The sequence below is a fragment of the Marinobacter guineae genome, assembly GCF_002744735.1.
GTDB classification, from domain to species: Bacteria; Pseudomonadota; Gammaproteobacteria; order Pseudomonadales; family Oleiphilaceae; genus Marinobacter; species Marinobacter guineae.
In genome coordinates this window covers 1,224,320-1,245,749 of record NZ_KZ319340.1, presented here as the reverse complement: position 1 = coordinate 1,245,749, position 21,430 = coordinate 1,224,320, and the positions used below count along the sequence as shown (strand labels likewise).

The following is a 21,430-nucleotide window of genomic DNA, read 5'->3' as shown; positions in this document are numbered from 1 at the left end:
GTTAGCCACAGGATAACCCATAGATTATGAAAGGGATTGCGGAATGAGGATATTGACGGTACCCGCTAAAGCCTCTGTAAAAGGACCCAGTCTGATTCTGTTACTTTGTCTGACTCCGGTACTGCGCGCCGCTGACTTCCACGTGCCGCAGCCCTGGCGACAGGAGGCCGTCGTTGAAGGGCGGGACGAACCCTACAATTCCGAACGTTTCCTGAATGAGCTGAGTTTTCGCCACCAGCATCCTCCCGGCCCCACACAGGAAGGAATCCGGGGGACAGCTGGCAGTACGAGAAGCAATCGGCTTTTTATGGATTTCCGGTTCTACAGGGACTTTGCCTTTGACAATGAGCAACAGGGTTTTCTGCTGGATATACAGCGCAGCGAAGATCTGGACGGCGCCTTTGATCGGCAACTGGTCGGGTTCCGTCACACCCTGAACAACGGGACCGATTTGCGCTTGCAGGGCGATGTATTCCAGGAAAAGGCCCTGTCCGATGTCTATCTGGCCGCCCGCCATCACCTGACAAACGATGACTGGCTGGAAGCCGCGTGGATAATGCCGGATGCCTACTTCAACAGCAAAACCGAAACCGGGGATGAGCTTGTAACCAAACCCCAGAGCCTTTTCCTGCAATGGCACAGGGCGCCCCGGGGAGCGTTATTCGATCAGGGTTCAACGCTATCAGTGACCGTTTCACCGGATTCAGAGCTGGTCAGCCAGAGTGCGGGTCTTACGGTAAAAAGCCAGTCGGTCAAGGCTGCCGTGACGCAGTCATTCCTCTACCAGCAGGCGCTGCTGAACGTAAACGGTCGCGGCGAGTATACCCGTCGTAATTTCGAGCTTCAGGAGGGCGGCACTCCGGAGTTTGAGCGAGACTACCTTGAATTTCAGGCAGAGCTGGCGCCCTCAGGCCTGAGGCTTTCACCCAAACTGGGCCTTTCGGGTGTTTACCTGGACGAAACGGGTTACTTTGGGAGATCGATCGACAATACCGGGAGTGTTCGCAGACGCGAAGCGACTGTTTTCGGTTCGGTCTCGTTTCAGTTAACACAGCGAACAGCCCTTGCCCCGGAACTGTACCTCGGTGCCGGCGACATCCGCCAGAGGCTGCAAGGTGATCCCGGGGAAAATCACTCCGGGTTCATCGGTAAAGCGGCATTTCCCCTGAACATCGTCCTGTCAGAACGGGATAACGCCACTCTGACACTCAACCCGACGTTCTATCTGCACAAGAGTAATTTTGGCGGAGGTAATCTCCAGCTCCATTGGCCTATGTAGAACCTTGACCCTCTCCGTGCTGGTCAGTTACCAGCGTAAGTGCCTCTACCAGAGAGGGGCAGAACCTGCTGACACCCGCTACGGGTTTCACACCGGCCCTGGCCAGGGTTCTCAATGGCTGATACTGCAAATCCGCAATCACGATCTGCGTTCCGTCCCGCTCGCATGTGGCAATCAGCTTGTTCAGGGCCGACAAGCCCCCGGCATCGAGAATGGTGACACCGTCCATGTACAGGATGAACCCGCGGGCATTCCTCGACAGTTCCGCCAGCTCCCCGAATATCCTGTCGGCTGCTGCAAAGAACAGGGGGCCGTTGATCTTGAACACCTGCCAGCCTTCAGGCAGACGCGCATCAGCTATACGCCGGTTCAGGGTGATATCCGTTACCTTGGTCATCTGGGCCATTTCACGCATGAACAACACCGCTGCCAGCAAGATTCCGGTGGTAATCGCGATCACCATGTCGAGCGCAACCGTGAGCGAGAAGCAGGTGAGGAAAACAAGAATGTCGCTACGCGGAGCGGTTTTCAGTAAATGCACAGACTTGGGCGCCTCACTCATATTCCAGGCCACCATCATCAACAGCGCAGCCATGGCAGGCATGGGCAGATAGGCCAGCAGGCCAGCGAGGGATATCAGCGCCAGCAACACCACCACAGAATGAACCATCGCGGAAACCGGGGATTCGGCCCCGGCCCGGTAATTGGCGGCGGAGCGCGCAATGGCAGCGGTGGCGGTGATGCCACCAAAAAAAGGCGTGATGATGTTACCAATGCCTTGCCCCATCAACTCACTATTGGCGCTGTGGCGTTTGCCAGTCATGCCATCAAGTACCACCGCGCACAGCAGGGATTCGATGGCACCGAGCATGGCGATGGCGAATGCCGCAGGCAGTAATTCCCGGACCAGGGTCCAGGACAGCCCGATCGGTTCGCCGGAGGCCCCCATTTGCTGCCACGGCCAGGCGAACTCGGGCAAAAAGGGCGGAATGCCGGCCCCCGTACTTCCATCAGGCATCAGATAGCTGAACCTTGAGCCGATGGTTTCGATAGATGCGCCGTTGGCATTGAACCAAAGGGCAAGCAGGCTACCGACAATAACAGCCGGGAGGTGCGGCGGCACCGGAGTTTTCAGTCGGGACCAGAGCAACATCACCGCAAGGGTTACGCCGGCCACCAGGGTGCTCATCCCATCCAGGTCCGGCAGCGCGCTGGCCAGCACCGCCAGCTTGTCCCAGTAGTATTCGGGCATATCGCCAACCGGCAGGCCAAAAAAATCCCCAACCTGAAGCGTGGCGATCACCACCGCAATGCCACCGGTAAACCCCAGGGTGACGGATTCGGGAATGTACTCAATAAACCGACCCAGTCGCATCAGGGCCATAATAATCAGTAACACGCCCGACATCAGGGTTGCCAGCAGCAGGCCACCGAGCCCGTAGGTCTGGGCGATCGGGTATAAAATAACCACAAAGGCTGCGGTGGGGCCCGAGATGCTGAAGCGACTGCCGCCGGTCAGGGCAATCACAAAGCCGCCGATAATGGCTGTATACAGTCCGTATTGCGGCGCGACACCACTGGCAATGGCCAGAGCCATGGCCAGTGGAATGGCAATGACCCCCACCGTGACACCGGCCATTACATCCCGGAGCAAGCGGCGTCCGCTGTAGCGCTCGTCGATGCAGGCTTCGCGAAGGGCGTGGGCCAGGCGTAATGAAAACAGGTGCGCGCGGTGAGGCATGAAGGTCTCGTTTATTGCAACAGGTCAGGTAACATTATATGCTCATTGGATCCACATTCAATGTTAACATGATTAACATGCAAGAGACGTTTCAACGAGTCCTTTGAGAGAGAAATGAGCTTCCCATGGAAAACCGCACTGCCCGCCTGACCCTGCTGATCGACCCGGAAAAAAAGGCCGTCTTTGAAGAACTCTGCAAGCAGGAGGACGTAACGCCGTCCCAGAAAGTCCGCCAGTTTATCCGGGAATACGTCGAGGAAAGGCTGGGACAAGACTGGCGCGAAAATCGCAAAAACAGAACCTGATGAAAGCCGGAACGTATTGACTGCAATGAAACCTCTCGCGCCTGCCCTGTTACTCACTATCCTGTTTGTCCTGAACGGATGCACCGCCATGCCCTCGACCAGCAGTCCGAAAAATCTCACCATGCCGCAAACCCTTTACGATGCCCGGATCGTTGAACCGGAAAGCGGCGCCGCTCTCACTCCGGAACAGCTGGCTCGGCGCCTCGCTGAAACGGATGTAGTTATCGTAGGCGAATATCACGGGCACCAGGGTTCGCATTTGCTGCAATCCCGGCTTCAGACGGCGCTCCATCGGCAGCAGCCCAGGCAGATCCTGTCCATGGAACAGTTCAATCTGGACCATCAGCCTGAACTGGACCGGTACCTGAAGGGCGAGACCGGGGAAACAGAAATGATTGAAGACGCCGCGGCCTGGGACAATTACCGGGCGTCCTACCGACCCCTGGTGGAATTTGCCCGCCAGAAGAACCTGCCAGTCATTGCTGCCAATGCCCCGGCGGATGTTGTCCGCTGTGTCGGGCGCAAGGGCCCCTCGTATCTCGACAAGGTTCCCGAGAGCATCCGGCAGGCAATGCCCTCAGAGCCATTCATGGACACTCCCGCATACCGCGAGAAGTTTGCAGATGCCATTGGCGCAAGCCACCGGGACGAAAGCACCATGAACGACCGTATGGAGAACACCTACAAGGCCCAGTTGCTGCGGGACAACACCATGGCGGCACGCGTTCTCGAGTCCATAGGCAGGTATCCGGGACATCAGGTGCTGCATCTGACAGGCACCTTCCATAGTGAAGACGGGCTGGGAACCGTGGCATTACTTAAACAGCGGGCGCCAAAGCTTTCAGTTGCCGTCATCAGCCCGGCGTTCTGGCCGGCAACCGATACCCGCCCTCCCCTGGACCAGAATCAGTCAAAAGGGGATTTCCTCTATTTTATCCAGCCACTGCCCGACGAATTCAAGGATTCGGGGCGTGAACGCGAAGCCATGAAGGCCCGCTTTCAGCGCTCCACCAGCAAAACCTGTGACTGACGAGCGATCACTGCTATTGACCTGATAGCCCTGACTCTAGCGCTTCCTGAAACACCGACAGATCCTGATCACTGAACAGGACAAATCGTATCAGGCGCACGGAGCCGAGGGATGGGAGGGTATCGGCCAACGCTTTCATCGCTACTGTGGCCGCATCGGCCAACGGATACCCGAACACACCGGTGGAAATGGCGGGAAAAGCAACCGACGCGAGGCCGTTATGATCAGCAAGTAACAGTGCGTTCCGATAACATTCCGCAAGCAACCGGTCCGAGGGCTCATCCACGCCATACACCGGCCCCAGGCAATGAATCACATGACGGTTCGGCAAATTATGGGCGGAGCTGATAACGGCTTCGCCAGGACTGATCGGTGCCAGCGCCCGGCATTCCTCAGCCAGTCCTGGTCCGGCAGCACTGTGGATAGCCCCGGCGACACCACTGCCAGGTAGAAGCTGCGCATTGGCGGCATTGACCACCGCATCCATATCGGGCTGCGCGGCTATATTGCCCTTTACACACTCAACTCTCACACCTGTCATCATTTTCTCCTTTTCGCCGCTGATGCGAAACGCTAGTCTTGTCCCTGACCTTCAGGATAGCAGCCGCTCAGCGGGCTCTCCGGTGATGCGACACAGGGAAATTCTCATGAAACTTCTTGCTTCTCTGATTCTTGGCATCAGCGCCATCATCTCGGCATCACTGATCAGCAATGGCCTCACTGACCTGCGAACCGGTGACCGCTACGTTACCGTCAAGGGCGTTGCCGAGAGGGAAGTGAATGCCGATCTCGCGTTATGGCCGATCCGGTTTCTCGCCACTGGCAATTCCCTGAGTGAAGCCCAGAACAAGGCCAGGAGCAGTCGCGATGCGATCATGGCATTTCTGAGATTGCAGGCCATTGAAGAGAGTGCGGTTGAGCTTCAGCGCCTGGACGTGACCGACACCCGGGCCAACCCCTACCAGGGCAACAACGGCGAACAGAAATTCATTATCAGCCAGACCCTGATGGTGCGCAGCACCAATATCGACAAGATCCGCCAGGCCGCTCAAGGTGTCAGTGAACTGGTAGACTCCGGCGTCGTCCTGTCCTCGGACTATGGCCCCTCCGGTCCCACCTATCTGTTTAACGGGCTAAACAACATCAAGCCAGACATGATCGCCGAGGCCACCGCATCCGCCCGGGAAGCCGCAGCCCAGTTTGCCGAAGACGCCAAAGCAGAACTCGGTGGCCTGCGCCGGGCCAATCAGGGCGTATTCCAGATCCTTGCCCGGGATCAGGCGCCGGGCGTCATGGAAGGGCAGCAGCCGGTCAAAACTGTTCGGGTGGTCTCGACGGTGGAGTATTACCTCCGGTAGCCGTCAGGATTACTGGGTCGCCACCATCTCATCGGTCACCTGGTATTCCCTGGCCAACCAACGCAGAATTTCATGAGCTGCGGGATGATCAAAAGCATCGTAGGTATGCTGCAGGCTCTGGAGCTTTTCCTCGGTGATCCGGGTCAGGCCGGCATCCTGGAACACCAGCAAATCGGCGTGAACCTGCGCCGCCAACTCCCTTCCGAGCACTTCCCGGGCCGCGTGGCGGAATGCCTGGCCATACTGGTAAAAGGGCCCCTGGCGGTAGGACTCCGCGAGCGTGATCGCCGGGATGGCGGTGAGGGTCGGTTGCAGGGCCGGATTGATGCCATGGCCGGCCAGGTGGGCTGCGTTGGCCGCCGGTCTTCCGGTGAAGGCGCGCAGGTGCAGATGTTGCGACATCCGGTCGCCGTCATTGACCGGGTAATTGTCCCAGAGCACCGGCTTGCGCCGGAGCAGATCGCCGATCCGTTTCAGGTGGCCGGGGGAAATTTCCCGGGAACAGACCTCCTCCCCGGTCCAGAATATATTGATTGAATGGTCCAGCGTGCGACCCAGGGTTTCCAGGTAATCCGCCGGGCGTTCGCCGAACACCCGATCCAGTACCGGATCGTCAGAATAGTAACTGGGGCAGACACTCAGATGCTTGATGGTTGTGCGCTCGCGAATCCAGTGCACGATCTCCACCTGGGTGCCGGCCAAATCTGGCGTATCCGCCCGCATGTCATCAAACAGGATAGCCAGCGCATCAATGCCCATTCGCTCCAACAAGGACAGCTTTTCGGCCAGGGCCGTGCGGGCATCGTCATCAAACCGGTTGAAGATTTCGAAGGGGCTCAGGCCCACCCCGAAACGAAGACCTTCCTGCCGGCAAAACCGGGCGAACTCCGCCAGCTCCGAGGCCATGGCGGGTGGATGCGGCTGCTGCCATTTACGGCGCAGAAAAGCATCGGCTTTCGGGGCATACAGATAGAACCCGTAACCGTGGGGCGCCAGGGTGTGAACCAGTTGCCGGCGCTCCTGCCAGGTCCACATGGGCCCGTAGAATCCTTCAATAATTCCCAGTGTCGTTGTCATGGCTATTATCCACTTCCTCTGTTGCCCGGACTTCAAGCATCCATTCCATGTACCCAATAATCAACAATTTTGACTAGACTGTAAGTTACCGCCAACTATTCATCCCACCTTCCTGTCCGGAGTAATGCAATGGAGATAAAAACCTTCGAAGATCTGATTGACTGGACGCGCCAGCTTCATGCGCACCTGGCCCGGAGCCTCCACGAGTCAGCCGGCCTGAACAACGACGAACGGGCCAGCGCTCTGCTGGATTATCTGTCCAGGCATGAAACCCTGCTTGAAAAAGCCGTCAGTGAATTCGAAAAGCAGGCCGATCCGAAGGCCATGAAAACCCGGCTTTACGACTACCTGAACCACAAACCGATCAAGGCCAGCCTGGCATCTGACACCCACTACGCCAACCTGGAATTCAAGGATATCGCCCGGGAAGTCTTCCAGTTTCACGATCAGGTCATGGATCTCTATGACTCTTTGATCGGGAAGGCCGAAATCCCCGAGGCCAAGTCGCTTCTGGAGGATTTGCTGGCCTTTGAGGAACACGAAGCCATGCGACTCGCCAGCCAGATCGGTCGAATGGATGACCTCTGAACCGCTGTACGACCTAGGTCGTACATAGGGCGGTTTTTGATTTCGTTTGTTAACGATAATTGCTAACGTAAGCTAGAATCCAGAGTTGTTTAGCCCCACAAGGGGAAACGCTCGACCCACAAAAACGATAAGAGGATTGAAGAGCAATGAAGATCCGTTCTGTTCTTTCCGCGGCTGTGTTGGCTGTGGCTACAACCTTTGCCTCAACACAGACGCTCGCCCAGGAAACCTTTACCCTCCGCCTCGCAGAAACCTGGGGGCCAAACTTCCCGATTTTCGGTGACACCACCAAACGCATGGCTGAACTGGCCGAAGAAATGTCTGATGGCCGCCTGCGCATTCGCATCGATTCCGCCAACAAGCACAAGGCGCCTCTGGGTGTGTTTGACATGGTCAAAGCCGGACAGTACGACATGGGACACTCTGCGTCCTACTACTGGAAAGGCAAAGTGCCGGAAACCCTGTTTTTCACCAGCATGCCCTTCGGCATGACTGCTATCGAACAGTATGCCTGGTTTTACCATGGCGACGGCATGGATCTGATGCAGGAAGTCTACGAACCCCACAACATGCTGTCGTTCCCGGGCGGTAACACCGGCGTTCAGATGGGTGGCTGGTTCCGTAAGGAAATCAAATCCCTGGAAGACCTGCAGGGCCTCAAGATGCGTATCCCCGGCTTTGCGGGTGAAGTCTTCGCTGAAGTGGGCGTCAGCCCGACCAACATCCCGCCGGGCGAGCTGTACACAGCCCTTGAACGCAACACCATTGATGCCGTTGAGTGGGTCGGTCCCGCTCTCGATCTGCGTCTGGGTTTCCAGCAGATTGCCGACTACTACTACACTGGCTGGCACGAGCCTGCGACCGAGCTGCAGTTCCTGGTCAACAAGAACACCTGGGACAAACTGCCGGCCGACCTCCAGGCAATCCTGAAGACCGCCATGCGCGTATCGGCCTATGACATGCTGGTACACTCGCAGCACGCCAATGCGGACGCCTGGGCAAACATCAAGGAAGAGCATCCGAATGTCCAGATCAAGCAGTTCCCCAAGGACGTGTTCCAGGCCATGTACAAGGCCAACGAAAAGCTGCTGAAAGAGGCGGCCGAGGGTAACGAGCAGGCAGCGCGCATCATCGAGTCCCAGGAGGAGTACCTCAACAAGACTCGCGCCTATTCGGACATCTCGACCCGCGCCTATCTCAACACCATGGCCGAAGTCGAGTAAGATAACGACTGAAAAGGAGCCGGGATCGCTCACAGAGTGATCCCGGTTTTGTCGTTTATAGCAATTGAAAATCGCCAATCCGGTTGGCGGAGGACCTGTAATGCGCTGGATTATCAAACTGGACGAGGGCCTGGCCCGCCTGTCCAATCTCTGCGGCTGGGTGGCCTGTGTGGCCATGATACTGATGGCCGCCAACGTATTTTTCGACGTCGTGGCCCGCTACGCGTTTAACGAAGTGTCTATTGGTATGCAGGAGATGGAGTGGCACCTGTACTCGGTGGTCTTCATGCTGGGCATTCCCTACGCTCTGCGCACCGACGGCCACGTCCGGGTGGATGTTCTTTACACCAAATGGAGCAACAAGGCCAAAGCCTGGGTGAACCTGGTCGGCGCACTCATTTTTGTTATTCCGTTTGCCTACCTGATTGGCATCTACGGATACGATTATGCCCTCGACTCCTACAACATGGGGGAAGGCAGCGGTGACCCCGGCGGCCTGCCCCAGCGCTGGATCATCAAGTCGGTGATCCCGCTAACGGCGTTTTTCATCGCCGCCGCGGGTCTGAACATGGCGACGTTCGCCCTGCGCGTCATGTCCGGTGAAAAATCCTACGAAGTAGAGCACAGTGCGGGAGGCTTGGCATGATCGGCATGATTATGTTCGTCGTTGCCCTCTTCATGCTGATGGTGGGCTTCCCGGTGGCCTTTACCTTTGGCGGTGTAGCGCTGTTCTTCGGGGTCTTCGCGGAAGGTATGGACCTGTTCGCCTTCATGCCGTTCCGGATCATGAGCGTGATGCAGAACAAGGTGCTCATGGCCGTGCCTCTGTTTATTTTCATGGGCGTAGTGCTGCAGCGTACGCGGCTGGCGGAACAGCTTTTGACCTCCATGGGGCGTCTGTTTGGCGGCCTGCCGGGCGGTCTGGCCATTTCCACCATCCTCGTCGGTGCTTTGCTGGCAGCCTCTACCGGTGTCGTCGGTGCCAGTGTGGTGGCCATGGGCCTGATCTCCTTGCCGGTCATGCTGGCGCATAAATATGACAAGCGCCTGAGTACTGGAACCATCTGCGCCTCCGGTACCCTGGGGCAGATAGTGCCGCCGTCCATTATCCTGATCATACTCGGCGATGTGCTCGGCCTGCCGGTGGGCGATCTGTTCAGGGCAGCCGTCATTCCCGGCGTCGTACTGGTGGGACTCTATATTGCCTATATCCTCATCCTAACTCGCCTGAAGCCGGAGATGGCTCCCGCCATGCCCGAGATCGCCGGGGTCAGCCGCAAGAAAGAAGTCCTGAATGCGCTGCTGGCCATCATCCCGCCCCTGGCGCTGATTGTGGTCGTCCTCGGTTCCATTTTCACCGGCATCGCAACACCGACCGAATCCTCAGCCCTTGGCGGTGTGGGCGCGGTAGTCCTGGCGATTATTTACCGGCAGTTTTCATTCCAGATGGTCTGGGACGCGTCCAAGGATACCGTGAAGGTGACCGCCATGGTTTTCGCCATCCTGATTGGCGCAACCGCATTTTCCATGGTCTTCAGTTACACCGGGGGTGATTACCTGCTGGAAGACTGGCTGCACATGCTGCCCGGTGGGCATTGGGGCTTTATCATCCTCGCCATGCTGGTGATTCTGATCCTCGGCTTCTTTATCGATTTTGTGGAGATTTCGTTCATCATCGTGCCAATCCTGGCACCGGTGGCCGAAGCCATGGGCATCAACATGCTCTGGTTTGCCATTCTGATCGCCATGAACCTGCAGACGAGCTTCCTGACCCCACCGTTCGGGTTCGCGCTGTTCTACCTGAAGGGCGTGGCGCCACCGGAAGTCAGGACCATTGATATCTATCGGGGTATCATCCCCTTTATCCTGATCCAGATACTGGTATTGGCCCTGATCGTAGTTTTCCCCGAGTGGTTCGGGATGAGTGCCACCTATTGACTCACCCAACAAGGCCGGGCCCTGTGGACCCGGCCTTGTTAACCAGGTGCCCCCCGCTTTTATCTTCCCTATAGCTTTGTTCTATATCTCTCCCACATGACAAAACCTGACAGTTTTCTATACTGAACAGACAACCGGCGATTCTCAGACTGGTATTCGGGAACCCTGGCGCAAAAAACGTCGGCAAAAACATTGATGTTGAGGTTATCAAGGGAGAGCGGAGTCCATGAATCAGAGTACGGCCCGGAAAGCCCGTGACACGGGAACCGAACAGAAGAGCCACGTGCTTACACTGCCACTGGAAAACACCCGTGTTGACCGGTCGCCCCATACCTATGAACGGTGGCTGATTGCCAAGCTTCTGCGCATGGCCGGCAACCCACCGGTCCGATTCCGGCTCTGGAACGGCGATGTCATCGAGCCTGATGAGCAGCGCGCGGAATTTACCCTGCACCTGACCGATCCCAAGGCCCTGTATGCTCTGGTCACCAATCCCAACCTGGCTTTTGGTGATCTGTACGCTGCTGGCCGGCTGGAAGTGGAAGGCGATTTGCCGGACCTGATGGAGGCTCTTTACCGGGCGGTTCATGAGGCCCGTCAGAAATGGCCGAAATGGCTGGACGCGCTGTGGCGCAATCACGCCCCCCGATCCACCGGCATCTCCGAAGCCAAGGAAAACATCCATCACCATTACGATCTCGGTAACGAGTTCTACCGGCTATGGCTGGACAACGCCGAAATGCAGTACACCTGTGCCTATTACGAAACTCCGGACCTGAGCCTGGAACAGGCCCAGTTGGCCAAGCTGGAACACGTCTGCCGCAAACTCCGGCTCAAACCAGGCATGACCGTTGTCGAGGCTGGCTGCGGCTGGGGCGGGCTGGCCCGCTACATGGCCCGCAACTACGGGGTGAAAGTCCACTCCTACAACATTTCCCGGGAGCAGCTGGACTACGCTCGAAAGGAGGCCCATAAACAGGGGCTCGATCATCTTGTCGAGTACGTTGAGGACGACTACCGCAACATTAGTGGCCAGTACGACGCCTTTGTGTCCATCGGCATGCTTGAGCATGTGGGCAAGGAAAATTACGAGGCCATGTCCGAGTTGATTAAACGGAGTCTCAAACCCGACGGCATTGCCCTGCTACACAGCATCGGTCGTAATCGCCCGATGCTCATGAATGCCTGGATTGAAAAGCGCATTTTCCCCGGGGCCTATCCTCCAAGCATCGGCGAATTCATGCAGATTTGCGAACACAGCGATTTCTCGGTACTGGATGTCGAAAATCTGCGCCTGCACTACGCTCAAACCCTCAGCCACTGGATGGAGCGCTTTACCGAGAACGAGGATAAGGTAACCGCCATGTACGACGAACACTTTACCCGGGCATGGCGCATGTACCTGGCTGGCTCCATGTCGGCATTCCGGGCAGGCAACCTGCAACTGTTCCAGGTAGTCTTCGCCCACAGTGACAATAACCAGTTGCCTCAAAGCCGGCAGGATCTCTACAATTTTCCCGCCGCACCTGAGGAGGGCTGATGGACTATTACGACCTGATCATCGTCGGTGCCGGCCCGGCCGGCTCCACTCTGGCCAGCGCTCTAGAAAACAGCGGCAAGCGAATACTGATCATTGATAAACAGGACTTCCCCAGAGACAAAACCTGCGCAGGCTGGGTAACGCCTGCAGTGATGGAAACCCTGAATGTCGACCTGCAAGACTATGGTACCGTCCGAACCCTGCAGCCAATTCGGCGTTTCCGCATTGGCATGATGGGGCAAGCTGCTGTGGAAAACGATCACGGCGATGTGGTCAGTTATGGCATCCGCCGGTGCGAGTTCGACGATTTTCTGCTCAGCCGGGTCACCTCCCCGAAACAGCTTTCCACACCCGTCAAATCGATTGCACGAAGAGAGGGCAACTGGGTCATTAACGACACCTGGGAGGCACCTCTGGTAGTTGGCGCTGGAGGACACTTCTGCCCGGTGGCGCGGCTGCTTGGCGATGGCCCGGGGGGCCATGAGACGGTAGTTGCGGCCAAGGAAGTTGAATTCGAGATGACACCGGAGCAGGCCTCTGCCTGCCAGGCCCGGGGCGACACACCGGAGCTCTGGTTCTGCCGGGACCTCAAGGGCTACGCATGGGTCTTCCGTAAAGGCAATTACCTCAATATCGGCCTGGGCCGGGAAGACAACCACAAACTGACCGGCCACCTGCAGGCATTTGTGGAAGAGATGAAATCAACCGGACGGATCCCGGCAGACCTGCCCGGACGGTTCAAGGGCCACGCCTACCTTCTGTACGCTCATGCGGAGCGCCCATTGGTGGATGATGGCATTCTACTGATCGGTGACTCGGCAGGTCTCGCCTATACCCAGAGTGGCGAGGGCATCCGACCCGCCATCGAATCCGCCCTGATGGCGGCAGATGTGATTCGACGTGCGCCGGATTATTCGGCGTCGTCATTGCAGGTCTACGGCGATGCCATTGCCGAACGCTTCGGTAACCGGGCTACTGACTCAGAACAGGGGTGGCAGGTGCCTGACTGGGTCAAGATGCCGCTGGCAAGCACCCTAATGCGCTCGCACTGGTTTACCAGAAAGGTTGTGACGGAGAAGTGGTTTCTGCACCAGGAAGTGCCTCCGCTTCAAATCGCTGTCTGAATCTGCGAAAAATAAAACCGGGAGGGCCGTTACCGACGCCTCCCGGTTTTCTGTGGCACCCTGGAATCAGTCCGCAGTCAGTTCAATAACATCAATACCATAGAAGGTGGTGGTGCCGCTCACTTCGTTGCCAACCGCCAGCATGGGCTTGCCATTGGGGCTGTTTTCTGCGGCGATGAACGCCAGGCCTTCGGGGCCAAGATCACCGGCCATTCCAGCTTCCAGATCATCCTGGGACACTGAGAAATCCCGGTTGTTCAGGTACTGCACGAATTGTGCGTTCTGAGGATTGGTAACGTTGTAAACCATGATGCCGCCAACGCGTTCCAGGCCGATAAAGGCGAAGGTCTGGCCGTTGATTTCGCCAACGGTCACGCCTTCCGGCTCTGGGCCTTTGTCGTCTGAGCGGTTATCGAAGGAGTTTTCGTCGTTGTTGCCGTTGAAGTTGTCGGGGATCAGGTTGGCGGTGATGCGTTCAAACTCGCTGCCGCTGTCGAACACGCGCTGGCCGTCGACACTCCAGATGCTGAAGGAGCGCGCGCCGTAACTGTACAGGGTGTCGTACTCGCAGTTGTTTTCCACATAGAACCCAACGTCGTCCACGTCCACGTTGCCGTCGCCGTTGAGATCACCCAGGTCGGCAGGCAACTGTGAAGGATTACAGCCGTTGCTGATGCCCATGGTAGAAGTGGTTTTAAGGCGGCCCAAGTTGGCTTCGTCCAGCAGGTTGGCGATGCCCGCCAGGTCGCTGGCTGGGTCCAGGGTCAGGTCGCCCATGCGGAACTCTTCGGTCCAGCCGTCGTAGTCGCGCGCATCGCCTTCGTTAGCGGTCAGGTAGTAGGTTTTGCCGTTGTAGCCGTAGCTGGTGATGGCATCAGGCATGTACATGCCTTTCACCGGCCAGTTGCGGATGTTGATGCCGCTGTCACGGTTGCTGGCGTCCAGTTCGTTGCCGATGATGCTGTGGTCCTTGAAACCAAGCGGCACGATGGCAGTAATTTCACTGGCGGCGATATCCAGCTCGGCCACGGCGTTGTTTTCCTGCAGGGCTACCCAGGCTTTGGTGTTGTCGATGGATACGGCAATGTATTCCGGCTCCAGGTCTTCGGCCAGTGTTGCGCCGGGGCCGAATACCCGCAGGCCAGCCGCTTCCAGGTCTGCCTGGTCAGCATTGAAGCCGGTGAATCCGGCGGTGGTCACGGTGGCAGACGCTACGCCGTTGGACAGTTCAATAATGCTGACAGAGCCTTCAGGGTCCACGCTATAGTCGTCGTTAGGCTCGCCTTCGTTGGCCACCAGGACTTTCTGGCCATCGCGGGTGAATGTAACCATGTCTGGCAGGGCGCCAACCTCAACCTCACCTGCCTTGTTGAGGTCCGTACTGTTATAGAAAACCACTTTGCCATTTGCCTGCTTGTTTTCCGCTTCGATGGCCACCGCCACCAAATCACCATAGACCGCCACGCTATTGGCGGCAGCGCCCTCAGCGGTAGCGTCAATGGTACCCAGTTTTACCGGCAAGGATGGATCGTTGATGTCTAGAACGTCGATTGTGCTGGCAAGGGCGTTGACAACGAAAAGGCGCTGATTGGCCGGATCGTGAGCAACAATCTCGGCAGCACTCTTGTCAAAAACCTCTCCTTCCGCCTGGTAGGAGCCCAATACATTCAGTTCAACAAGTGTCTGGCTGGTGCCCGGTGCACCGTCATTTCCATCATCGCCATCACAGCCGGCAAGACCGAGAACAGACGCCAGGATGGCGGTACCAAGGAGGGATTTGCGCAGTTCCATATTCGCCTCATCTTCTAAAGTGTGTTGGTTCACGACACACCCTATTGAAGCAAGGTGACATAAATGCGTTAGACAGAAGACAATTTGAAGGCGGGAGCGTTACAGCGGCAAAAAAATGGCGACCCTAAGGCCGCCACCGGATTTGTACGTAGAACCCGTGCTCAGTGGTCCAGGTAACTGCGGTACATCCAGACCGTCTTTTCCTGCTGAGAGATGTAGTCGCTCATCAGCGCCACGGTACCTTCGTCCTCTGCCTCACCGGCGAGGCTCAGCAGCTCGCGTTGCTTGCCAATCAGTTTGGCGAAACTCTCAACGATGTTTTCCATTGCTTCCTTTCCATCGGAAACATCCTTGCGCTCAGGCACTTCGGAACGCTCGATGTAGGTGCTGTAGGCGTGCGCAGGGCGATGGCCGAGGGTGAGCACCCGCTCTGCAATCTCGTCGATTTTTAGCAACAGGTCATCGTAGAGCTCTTCAAACTTCACGTGCAGCTCGAAGAAATTGTCACCCTTGATGTTCCAATGATACCCGCGCACGTTCATGTAAAAGATCTGGTAGTTGGACAGCAGATCATTCAACGAATCGGAAAGTTTGGCAGTCTTTTCAGTATCCAGACCAATAAAGTTTTTACTCATAGTGTGTCTCCTTGACAGCAAATGAAGCAGCTATGACCTGACAGTACGCCAGATAACTGAAATTTGTGAAGTTTAGTTCGCCAATACCTCCGATAGCGCGGTTTAATCCGTGCTTTGGCAGACGCCAAAAAACATAGTCTTGCCCTATCACTTATCAAAAAACAATTCATTTAACAATAATTCTCGTCTGGCGTTTAATTAACCTAGAGACATTCTAAACCGGGGTGAACCATGAGTGCGCTGAAACTGTTTGTACACAACCATGGTGCAAAGGGCGACCAGTCAATAATCAAGACGTTAACGTTTGCCCTGACGCATTTCTCGGTTGCCTTCACCGTGGCTTACCTGCTGACCGGCGACCTTCTGGTCGGCAGCCTGATTGCCATGGTGGAGCCGGCGATTAATACGGTTGCCTACTTCTTCCATGAAAAGATCTGGGCTCGTCGACTGCAGAATACAAGGGTGGCTGCAGAAACTTTGCCCCATAGCCAGCCCCACACCTGTTGATTTCGGTCAGGGGCCGGATCAGACTCCCGGCCCACAATCGGTACAACCCTCTTCCGGCACCGGCCCGATGTTGAGGTTGCGATTCAGGTCTTTAAGCGCCGTCCGCAAGCCTTCCTCAATAACCGGATGGTAGAACGGCATTTCCAGCATTTCGCTCACCGTCAGTCGCCGCTGGGCCGACCAGGCCAGGAGATGAGCAAGGTGCTCTGCCGCCGGCCCGAACATTTCCGCACCCATAAACAGACCACTACCGTGCTCGCCGTAAACCCTCAGCAGACCGCGGTTCTTGCCGATAACGCGGCTCCGACCCTGGTCTTCAAAGGACACCTCACCGACTGCAAAGCAGCCATGACAGCGGTCGTCCACCTGATTGATGGTAAGTCCAATGGTGGCAATCTGCGGATCGGTGAACACCACCGCCAGCGGCGTCCGCCGCAGACCGGCACGCACGTCCGGATAGGAGGCTGCATTGTCGCCCGCAATCCGGCCCTCATCAGCCGCTTCATGTAACAAGGGCAGGCTGTTATTGGCATCACCGGCAATAAATATGTGACTCTGGCCACAGCGCAGGGTATGCGGGTCAAACAGCGGCGCTCCCTTCTTGTCCAGCTCGATGTCGGCATTCTGGATATCCAGCCCGTCGACATTGGGTCGGCGTCCGGTTGCCGCCAGCAGGTAATCGAAAATCTCTGTTTTCTCGCCGCCATTGCCATCGGCAAAGGTAATGGCAACACCGTCATCAACCCGCTCGACTTTTTTGACGTCCGCGTCCGGATCCAGTGGAAATTCCTCATTGAAGGTCTTCAGGGCATAGTCACGAATCGAGTCGTCCTGGATCGGACCGACAGCACCACCCACCCCGAACATCCGCACGCGGACTCCAAGCCGGCTCAGGGCCTGCCCGAGCTCCAGACCGATCACGCCCGGGCCGAATACGACTACCGAGTCGGGAAGATCCTGCCACTCGAAAATATCGTCATTCACCACCAGCCGATCTTTGGCTTCTTTCAGGAATCCGGGGATGTTGGGCCGGGAGCCGGTCGCGACGATAATTCGCAGGGCGTTAACCTCCACGTCGTTGTCTACAACCAGTCGGTTCGGGCCGATGAACCGGGCATGGCCCATAAGGCGATGTTCTTCGGGGAATTTCTCCACGGAACGAATCACGGAACCCACAAACCGGTCCCGCTCAGCCCGCACGCGCTCCATCACCCGCCTGCCATCAACCGTAACGCCTCCGGCAGAGACCCCGAAAAGCTCGCCAAGCCGCATCTGATGAGCATTATCGGCGGCCGCGATCAGCAACTTGCTGGGCATGCACCCGACTCTGGCACAGGTGGTTCCATACTGCTCGGCTTCGATCAGGACCACCTTGTCAGTGACTTTGCGTACACGCTGGTAGGCCACCATGCCGGCGGTCCCAGCACCGATAATGGCAACGTCGACTTCTCGTTTGTTCATAGGACGGTCTCCTGACAGGCATTCCCGAAGCTCGGGAAAAGCGGAAGATTTGGTCGAGTGTGACCTCAGTATAGAAGCTGTGACAAATTTAAACTGCCCCATGAAAAAAACACCGTTTCAGCCTATGCTGTCAGACTTTTCAAACGACGACGAACACATCGGAGACAGGACTATGCAGAATTACTGGCCGGAATTTCTGACAGTAGCGCTGGTTCACCTTCTGGCTGTCGCAAGCCCCGGGCCGGATTTTGCAGTGATGCTCAGACAGGCCCTGTGTCAGAGCCGAAAGAATGCCCTCCTGACCGCCATCGGAATCGGCGCAGGCATTCTGGTGCATGTCTGCTACTCGCTACTGGGCATCGGCCTGCTGATTCAGCAATCCGTGCTTTTGTTCAGTATTCTCAAGGTTATGGGTGCGTTGTATCTCACCTGGATTGCGATCCAGTGCTTGCGGGCCCGGGCCGGCGGCATTCATGTCGAAACGTCGCCACAGATCAGCCAATCCGGCCTCAGCGCCCTTCGCCTGGGATTCCTGACCAATGCCCTCAACCCCAAGGCAACTCTGTTCTTTGTTTCGCTGTTCTCCGTTGTGATCAGCCCCGGCACGCCCATCGCCCTGCAAGCCGGCTATGGTCTGTACATGGCCCTGGCCACCGGGCTCTGGTTCGCCATGGTCGGCATTTTCTTCACCCTGCCGCAGGTGCGCAGGGGCTTTAACCGCTTCGGCCACTGGCTGGACCGGTTAATGGGCGGCGTTTTGCTGGTGCTGGCTGGCCAACTGCTGATGTCTACAGTGAGCGGATCAGAGCCTCCGTCTGGACCCACCCCAGGCACGGATCGGTAATCGAGCAGCCGTAACGCAGGTCCCCGCCATCATCCTGACGACCCGGCTCCAGGAAACTCTCGAGCATTAACCCGCGTATATGGCTGTTGCCAGCGCGACGCTGAGCCATCACCTCCCGTGCGATATCCAGTTGGCGCTCTGCCTGCTTGCGAGCATTGTCATGGCTGCAGTCCACCATTACTGCGGTGGACAGACCCGCTTCCGCCAGCGCACTGACCGCACGGTCAATACTGTCGGCATCATAATTGGTGATGCCACGGCCACCGCGCAGGACCAGATGGGTGTCGGGGTTGCCCCGGGTGGTGATCATCGCCGGCACGCCAGTGGCGGAGACGCCCAGGTGGTGATGAGGATGGCTGGCTGACTTCATGGCATTGGTGGCAACGGCAATACCGCCATCGGTGCCATTCTTGAACCCGGTTGGCATCGGCAGGCCGCTGACCAGTTCCCGGTGAACCTGTGACTCGGTGGTACGGGCACCAATGGCGGTCCAGCTCACCAGATCGCCCAGATAGTCCATGGCGAACGGGCTCAACGCTTCCGTGGCCAGGGGCAGCCCCATGGCAGCGAGGTTGAGAAGCAGGCGACGGGAACGACGCAGCCCCCCATTCAGGTCTCCGGCTCCGGTACGCTCGGGATCATACAGCAGACCCTTCCAGCCAACCGTTGTCCGGGGTTTCTCCAGGTAGGCCCGCATGACGATCAGGAACCGGTCACTGACAGCATCAGCCAGCGCCTTCAGCTTCCGCCCGTATTCCAGGGCAGCCACCTCATCATGAATGGAACAGGGGCCCATCACGATCAGGGTCCTGTCGTCACTGCCCTGTAGAATCCGACGGATCGCCTGCCTCTGCTCACTCACCTGCCTGATGACAAAGTCACTCGCCGGCATCTCCTGTTTCAGCTCCGCCGGCGTCGGCAGAATGACTTCCTGGCGATGCAGAGCCAAAGACGCCGCTGTCTGGTCTGTCAGTTCGGTTTTCAAGGGCATGTTCATGTCAATGTTCCAGTTTCCCTGCGTCAGAATCAAAAAGCCCCGGCTGGGCTACCAGTCGGGGCTTTTTGAGTCCGGTGGCAGCCTGGGTTTTCTGCCGGGCTGCCTTCTTCGTTATTCGTTCGATGAAGATCCTATGGGCGGCCCCGGCTCTGGCTAAAATAAAAGCCATAACCAAACCACCAGAAAAACACAACAGCGACTGCCGCCGCCGGCTTGGCGCCGAAAGCTTTCAGAACATTCAATTGACAGATCGCGTGTGTCGTCTTCATGCTTTTTAATATATACCCCCGGTTTTCAACTTGGCAACCCGTGCGCCGGAGTTTTTTCATTTCCGGTATTTTTTCAGTTCCTACAAACGTTGGGAGCAATCAATGACCGTAACGTCTCGACGATACCCACTTTTACTTGTTCTCGCCGCACTCATCGGCCTGCTCTCAAGCCAGGCTGTTGCACAGTCGGAGACCCGAGCCTACCAGCTCAACAACCGGCCCGGCGAGGATGTAGCCGCACAGATTCGCCAGCTCTACCAGAGCTCACCCGTTACTGTCACCGCTCGGGGAACACAACTGGTGGTTCGCGGTGAGCCAGAGTTACTGGATGAAATAGGAATGCTCGTTGAGACTCTTGACGTTGCGCCCGTTCAGCTCCGGATTACCGTTCGTTCCAGAACCGACATAGGGGGCAAGCGATCAGGAGGGGGCATTTCTGCATCCGGGGGCCAGGTGGAACTTTCAGCACAGCGGCGCGTGACCAGTACCGGCAGCACCCAGGAGAGAACGCTGGTTATACAGGATGGCCAGTCCGCCCATATCACCTCGGGCCAGATCAGGACTATTCCGGTCGCCGTTCGAGGTGGCCGAAATCCGGCCGCATTCCTCGAGCAGGTTGAAACTCGCAGCGGGTTTCTGGTCAGCCCCCAGGTCATTTCTGATCAGGCGGTTGAGCTGAGCATCGTGTCTTTCGAGGAGGATCCCGCGAGCCTGAATGGTTATGAAACTGAAGCTGTAGTCACAATTCGGCGGGTCGAGCCGGGTCAGTGGGTGTCGCTGGGCAGCACAGCAACCAGCTCAACCCGGGAGCGCAGCGGAATCACCTATCAGGTTAACAGCAGCCGCTCGGATAACCGGAGTTTTGAAGTCAGGGTCGACCTTCTGCCCTGACCTCAGGCTTTGCGTTTGCCCAGCAGAACGTGTTTTGCTTCGTTGAGCTTGGCCGCCAGGTAATCGTTGCCGCCGCGATCCGGGTGAAGCTTTTGCATCAGCCGGCGATGGGCCATCACAATCTCCTCTTCAGAACAGCCGGCTTTCACTCCGAGGACGTCGCAGGCTTCGCGCATCGACATCTGGCCGTCCAGGTCGTTGCCCGGATCGGACTGCCGGTTTGTCTGCCCATTGCCCCCTTCCTGCTGTTTGTCTGCAAACATCCTGTTCATGGCAGGGGCGTATTTCAGCAACCCCGGCAGCTTTCGCAACAGCGGAATAACAGCAGCCACTGCGGCTGTCAGCACATGGATGCGCCCCGTCAGAACCATAAAAACCAGAAGGGCGCCACCAACCACCAGGACAACCTTCCAGGTCGCTGCCTTTTTCTTCTCGGCGGACAGCGCGCCCCACTGTTTCAGAATTACGAACACGGCGGCTGCCAACGCGATTCCCAGAATCCACTGCATGGTTGATCCTTACCTTGAGTAACGTCGTAATTCTGTCACTGTCTCCTGCTACATTACCAGTGTCTGCGCACTGAAAGCCGGCAGCCGCGAAAACCGCTATGACTTCCGTCAAAACCGGCCTGTCCGGAATCTAGCGAGAAATACCTACAAACCGGTGACAATAGCTATCTGAATTTTGTAGGATGCTATGCTTCGTCAAACATGAATGATTCCCGTATTCAATCAGTCTGTCGGCGCGCAATGGATCGGCAAGGGAACGCAGATGGCCCGCCTCCCTTTCTTTACCGATAATTGCACCACCCAGACCGGACACAGATTTCCAG

The 21,430-nt window shown here is 57.2% G+C and carries 22 protein-coding genes; 14 read left to right on the top strand and 8 right to left on the bottom strand.

The annotated features are described in order from the left end of the window. Positions 1 to 43 precede the first annotated feature (43 nt). Entirely contained in the window at positions 44 to 1,279 is a 1,236-nt protein-coding gene (locus tag CLH62_RS13700; protein WP_099618688.1) for a hypothetical protein, read from the top strand. Here the strand turns inward: CLH62_RS13700 and dauA are convergent. Beyond that, positions 1,272 to 3,020 (bottom strand): C4-dicarboxylic acid transporter DauA, encoded by a 1,749-nt coding sequence (dauA, locus tag CLH62_RS13695; RefSeq protein ID WP_099618687.1) that lies wholly within the window; start codon positions 3,018 to 3,020, stop codon positions 1,272 to 1,274. The genes CLH62_RS13700 and dauA overlap by 8 nt on opposite strands. 125 nt (positions 3,021 to 3,145) lie before the next feature. Here dauA and CLH62_RS13690 point away from each other — a divergent pair, with 125 nt between their 5' ends. Together CLH62_RS13690 and CLH62_RS13685 are read left to right on the top strand one after the other, a co-directional pair. Next, a complete protein-coding gene (locus CLH62_RS13690) occupies positions 3,146 to 3,325 on the top strand; it encodes a CopG family transcriptional regulator (protein WP_099618686.1) in 180 nt (59 codons plus the stop codon). A 25-nt stretch (positions 3,326 to 3,350) separates the two neighbouring features. After that, entirely contained in the window at positions 3,351 to 4,355 is a 1,005-nt protein-coding gene (locus tag CLH62_RS13685) for a ChaN family lipoprotein (RefSeq protein ID WP_228152845.1), read from the top strand. A gap of 13 nt (positions 4,356 to 4,368) precedes the next feature. Here the strand turns inward: CLH62_RS13685 and CLH62_RS13680 are convergent, their stop codons facing one another. Beyond that, a complete protein-coding gene (locus CLH62_RS13680; RefSeq protein ID WP_099618685.1) occupies positions 4,369 to 4,896 on the bottom strand; it encodes a macro domain-containing protein in 528 nt (175 codons plus the stop codon). Between the two features lie 106 nt (positions 4,897 to 5,002). Here CLH62_RS13680 and CLH62_RS13675 point away from each other — a divergent pair, with 106 nt between their 5' ends. Further along, complete coding sequence (locus CLH62_RS13675; RefSeq protein ID WP_099618684.1) at positions 5,003 to 5,713, top strand: SIMPL domain-containing protein; 711 nt, start codon at positions 5,003 to 5,005, stop codon at positions 5,711 to 5,713. A 9-nt stretch (positions 5,714 to 5,722) separates the two neighbouring features. Here CLH62_RS13675 and CLH62_RS13670 read toward each other — a convergent pair whose 3' ends face one another. Beyond that, the gene (locus tag CLH62_RS13670) at positions 5,723 to 6,790 is read right to left on the bottom strand and encodes a beta-N-acetylglucosaminidase domain-containing protein (protein WP_099618683.1); all 1,068 of its coding nucleotides are present in this window, start codon (positions 6,788 to 6,790) and stop codon (positions 5,723 to 5,725) included. A gap of 129 nt (positions 6,791 to 6,919) precedes the next feature. Between CLH62_RS13670 and CLH62_RS13665 the strand changes: the two genes are divergently transcribed. The 6 genes from CLH62_RS13665 to CLH62_RS13640 all read left to right on the top strand — a co-directional run bounded on the left by CLH62_RS13665 (position 6,920) and on the right by CLH62_RS13640 (position 13,203). Continuing rightward, complete coding sequence (locus CLH62_RS13665; protein WP_099618682.1) at positions 6,920 to 7,378, top strand: ATPase; 459 nt, start codon at positions 6,920 to 6,922, stop codon at positions 7,376 to 7,378. Positions 7,379 to 7,524: 146 nt separating this feature from the next. Beyond that, positions 7,525 to 8,601, top strand: a complete 1,077-nt coding sequence (locus CLH62_RS13660; RefSeq protein ID WP_099618681.1) for a TRAP transporter substrate-binding protein — start codon at positions 7,525 to 7,527, stop codon at positions 8,599 to 8,601. A 100-nt stretch (positions 8,602 to 8,701) separates the two neighbouring features. Beyond that, complete coding sequence (locus CLH62_RS13655; RefSeq protein ID WP_099618680.1) at positions 8,702 to 9,247, top strand: TRAP transporter small permease subunit; 546 nt, start codon at positions 8,702 to 8,704, stop codon at positions 9,245 to 9,247. Then, positions 9,244 to 10,539: a TRAP transporter large permease gene (locus CLH62_RS13650; protein ID WP_099618679.1), complete on the top strand. Its 1,296-nt coding sequence runs from the start codon at positions 9,244 to 9,246 to the stop codon at positions 10,537 to 10,539. Before CLH62_RS13655 ends, CLH62_RS13650 begins: the two co-directional genes overlap by 4 nt. 226 nt (positions 10,540 to 10,765) lie before the next feature. Next, positions 10,766 to 12,079, top strand: a complete 1,314-nt coding sequence (locus CLH62_RS13645) for an SAM-dependent methyltransferase (protein ID WP_099618678.1) — start codon at positions 10,766 to 10,768, stop codon at positions 12,077 to 12,079. Beyond that, complete coding sequence (locus CLH62_RS13640) at positions 12,079 to 13,203, top strand: NAD(P)/FAD-dependent oxidoreductase (protein WP_099618677.1); 1,125 nt, start codon at positions 12,079 to 12,081, stop codon at positions 13,201 to 13,203. Before CLH62_RS13645 ends, CLH62_RS13640 begins: the two co-directional genes overlap by 1 nt. Positions 13,204 to 13,269: 66 nt before the next feature. On the opposite strand, the gene CLH62_RS13635 is transcribed toward CLH62_RS13640, so the two are convergent. Then, positions 13,270 to 14,994: a choice-of-anchor I family protein gene (locus tag CLH62_RS13635; protein ID WP_099618676.1), complete on the bottom strand. Its 1,725-nt coding sequence runs from the start codon at positions 14,992 to 14,994 to the stop codon at positions 13,270 to 13,272. 161 nt (positions 14,995 to 15,155) lie between these two features. Further along, positions 15,156 to 15,629: a Dps family protein gene (locus tag CLH62_RS13630; RefSeq protein ID WP_099618675.1), complete on the bottom strand. Its 474-nt coding sequence runs from the start codon at positions 15,627 to 15,629 to the stop codon at positions 15,156 to 15,158. 231 nt (positions 15,630 to 15,860) lie between these two features. Between CLH62_RS13630 and CLH62_RS13625 the strand changes: the two genes are divergently transcribed. Then, positions 15,861 to 16,136 carry a DUF2061 domain-containing protein gene (locus tag CLH62_RS13625; RefSeq protein WP_099618674.1) on the top strand — a complete coding sequence of 92 codons (276 nt, stop codon included), beginning with the start codon at positions 15,861 to 15,863 and terminating at the stop codon, positions 16,134 to 16,136. Positions 16,137 to 16,154: 18 nt separating this feature from the next. Here the strand turns inward: CLH62_RS13625 and CLH62_RS13620 are convergent, their stop codons facing one another. Continuing rightward, a complete protein-coding gene (locus CLH62_RS13620) occupies positions 16,155 to 17,597 on the bottom strand; it encodes a dihydrolipoyl dehydrogenase (protein WP_099618673.1) in 1,443 nt (480 codons plus the stop codon). A gap of 172 nt (positions 17,598 to 17,769) precedes the next feature. Between CLH62_RS13620 and CLH62_RS13615 the strand changes: the two genes are divergently transcribed. After that, positions 17,770 to 18,441, top strand: a complete 672-nt coding sequence (locus tag CLH62_RS13615; RefSeq protein ID WP_099618672.1) for a LysE family translocator — start codon at positions 17,770 to 17,772, stop codon at positions 18,439 to 18,441. Here the strand turns inward: CLH62_RS13615 and CLH62_RS13610 are convergent. Continuing rightward, positions 18,386 to 19,438, bottom strand: coding sequence for a 3-deoxy-7-phosphoheptulonate synthase (locus CLH62_RS13610; RefSeq protein WP_099618671.1), 1,053 nt, complete (start codon positions 19,436 to 19,438; stop codon positions 18,386 to 18,388). The two genes, CLH62_RS13615 and CLH62_RS13610, sit on opposite strands and share 56 nt — an antisense overlap. Here CLH62_RS13610 and CLH62_RS21125 point away from each other — a divergent pair. Both CLH62_RS21125 and CLH62_RS13605 read left to right on the top strand, forming a co-directional pair. Continuing rightward, on the top strand, positions 19,437 to 19,595 hold the full coding sequence (locus CLH62_RS21125) for a hypothetical protein (RefSeq protein ID WP_170005803.1): 159 nt from the start codon (positions 19,437 to 19,439) through the stop codon (positions 19,593 to 19,595). The genes CLH62_RS13610 and CLH62_RS21125 overlap by 2 nt on opposite strands. A 214-nt stretch (positions 19,596 to 19,809) precedes the next feature. After that, positions 19,810 to 20,598: a secretin N-terminal domain-containing protein gene (locus CLH62_RS13605; protein WP_099618880.1), complete on the top strand. Its 789-nt coding sequence runs from the start codon at positions 19,810 to 19,812 to the stop codon at positions 20,596 to 20,598. A 2-nt stretch (positions 20,599 to 20,600) separates the two neighbouring features. Here the strand turns inward: CLH62_RS13605 and CLH62_RS13600 are convergent, their stop codons facing one another. After that, positions 20,601 to 21,107 carry a DnaJ domain-containing protein gene (locus tag CLH62_RS13600; protein WP_099618670.1) on the bottom strand — a complete coding sequence of 169 codons (507 nt, stop codon included), beginning with the start codon at positions 21,105 to 21,107 and terminating at the stop codon, positions 20,601 to 20,603. Positions 21,108 to 21,430 lie beyond the last annotated feature (323 nt).

Coding starts and splice junctions, on each gene's coding strand:
- CLH62_RS13655 (WP_099618680.1), top strand. CDS start 8,702: ATGCGCTGGATTATCAAACTGGACGAGGGCCTGGCCCGCCTGTCCAAT.
- CLH62_RS13650 (WP_099618679.1), top strand. CDS start 9,244: ATGATCGGCATGATTATGTTCGTCGTTGCCCTCTTCATGCTGATGGTG.
- CLH62_RS13685 (WP_228152845.1), top strand. CDS start 3,351: ATGAAACCTCTCGCGCCTGCCCTGTTACTCACTATCCTGTTTGTCCTG.
- CLH62_RS13610 (WP_099618671.1), bottom strand. CDS start 19,438: ATGAACATGCCCTTGAAAACCGAACTGACAGACCAGACAGCGGCGTCT.
- CLH62_RS13690 (WP_099618686.1), top strand. CDS start 3,146: ATGGAAAACCGCACTGCCCGCCTGACCCTGCTGATCGACCCGGAAAAA.
- CLH62_RS13600 (WP_099618670.1), bottom strand. CDS start 21,107: ATGCAGTGGATTCTGGGAATCGCGTTGGCAGCCGCCGTGTTCGTAATT.
- CLH62_RS13660 (WP_099618681.1), top strand. CDS start 7,525: ATGAAGATCCGTTCTGTTCTTTCCGCGGCTGTGTTGGCTGTGGCTACA.
- CLH62_RS21125 (WP_170005803.1), top strand. CDS start 19,437: ATGTCAATGTTCCAGTTTCCCTGCGTCAGAATCAAAAAGCCCCGGCTG.
- CLH62_RS13700 (WP_099618688.1), top strand. CDS start 44: ATGAGGATATTGACGGTACCCGCTAAAGCCTCTGTAAAAGGACCCAGT.
- CLH62_RS13670 (WP_099618683.1), bottom strand. CDS start 6,790: ATGACAACGACACTGGGAATTATTGAAGGATTCTACGGGCCCATGTGG.
- CLH62_RS13630 (WP_099618675.1), bottom strand. CDS start 15,629: ATGAGTAAAAACTTTATTGGTCTGGATACTGAAAAGACTGCCAAACTT.
- CLH62_RS13640 (WP_099618677.1), top strand. CDS start 12,079: ATGGACTATTACGACCTGATCATCGTCGGTGCCGGCCCGGCCGGCTCC.
- CLH62_RS13645 (WP_099618678.1), top strand. CDS start 10,766: ATGAATCAGAGTACGGCCCGGAAAGCCCGTGACACGGGAACCGAACAG.
- CLH62_RS13635 (WP_099618676.1), bottom strand. CDS start 14,994: ATGGAACTGCGCAAATCCCTCCTTGGTACCGCCATCCTGGCGTCTGTT.
- CLH62_RS13620 (WP_099618673.1), bottom strand. CDS start 17,597: ATGAACAAACGAGAAGTCGACGTTGCCATTATCGGTGCTGGGACCGCC.
- CLH62_RS13605 (WP_099618880.1), top strand. CDS start 19,810: ATGACCGTAACGTCTCGACGATACCCACTTTTACTTGTTCTCGCCGCA.
- CLH62_RS13615 (WP_099618672.1), top strand. CDS start 17,770: ATGCAGAATTACTGGCCGGAATTTCTGACAGTAGCGCTGGTTCACCTT.
- dauA (WP_099618687.1), bottom strand. CDS start 3,020: ATGCCTCACCGCGCGCACCTGTTTTCATTACGCCTGGCCCACGCCCTT.
- CLH62_RS13675 (WP_099618684.1), top strand. CDS start 5,003: ATGAAACTTCTTGCTTCTCTGATTCTTGGCATCAGCGCCATCATCTCG.
- CLH62_RS13680 (WP_099618685.1), bottom strand. CDS start 4,896: ATGACAGGTGTGAGAGTTGAGTGTGTAAAGGGCAATATAGCCGCGCAG.
- CLH62_RS13625 (WP_099618674.1), top strand. CDS start 15,861: ATGAGTGCGCTGAAACTGTTTGTACACAACCATGGTGCAAAGGGCGAC.
- CLH62_RS13665 (WP_099618682.1), top strand. CDS start 6,920: ATGGAGATAAAAACCTTCGAAGATCTGATTGACTGGACGCGCCAGCTT.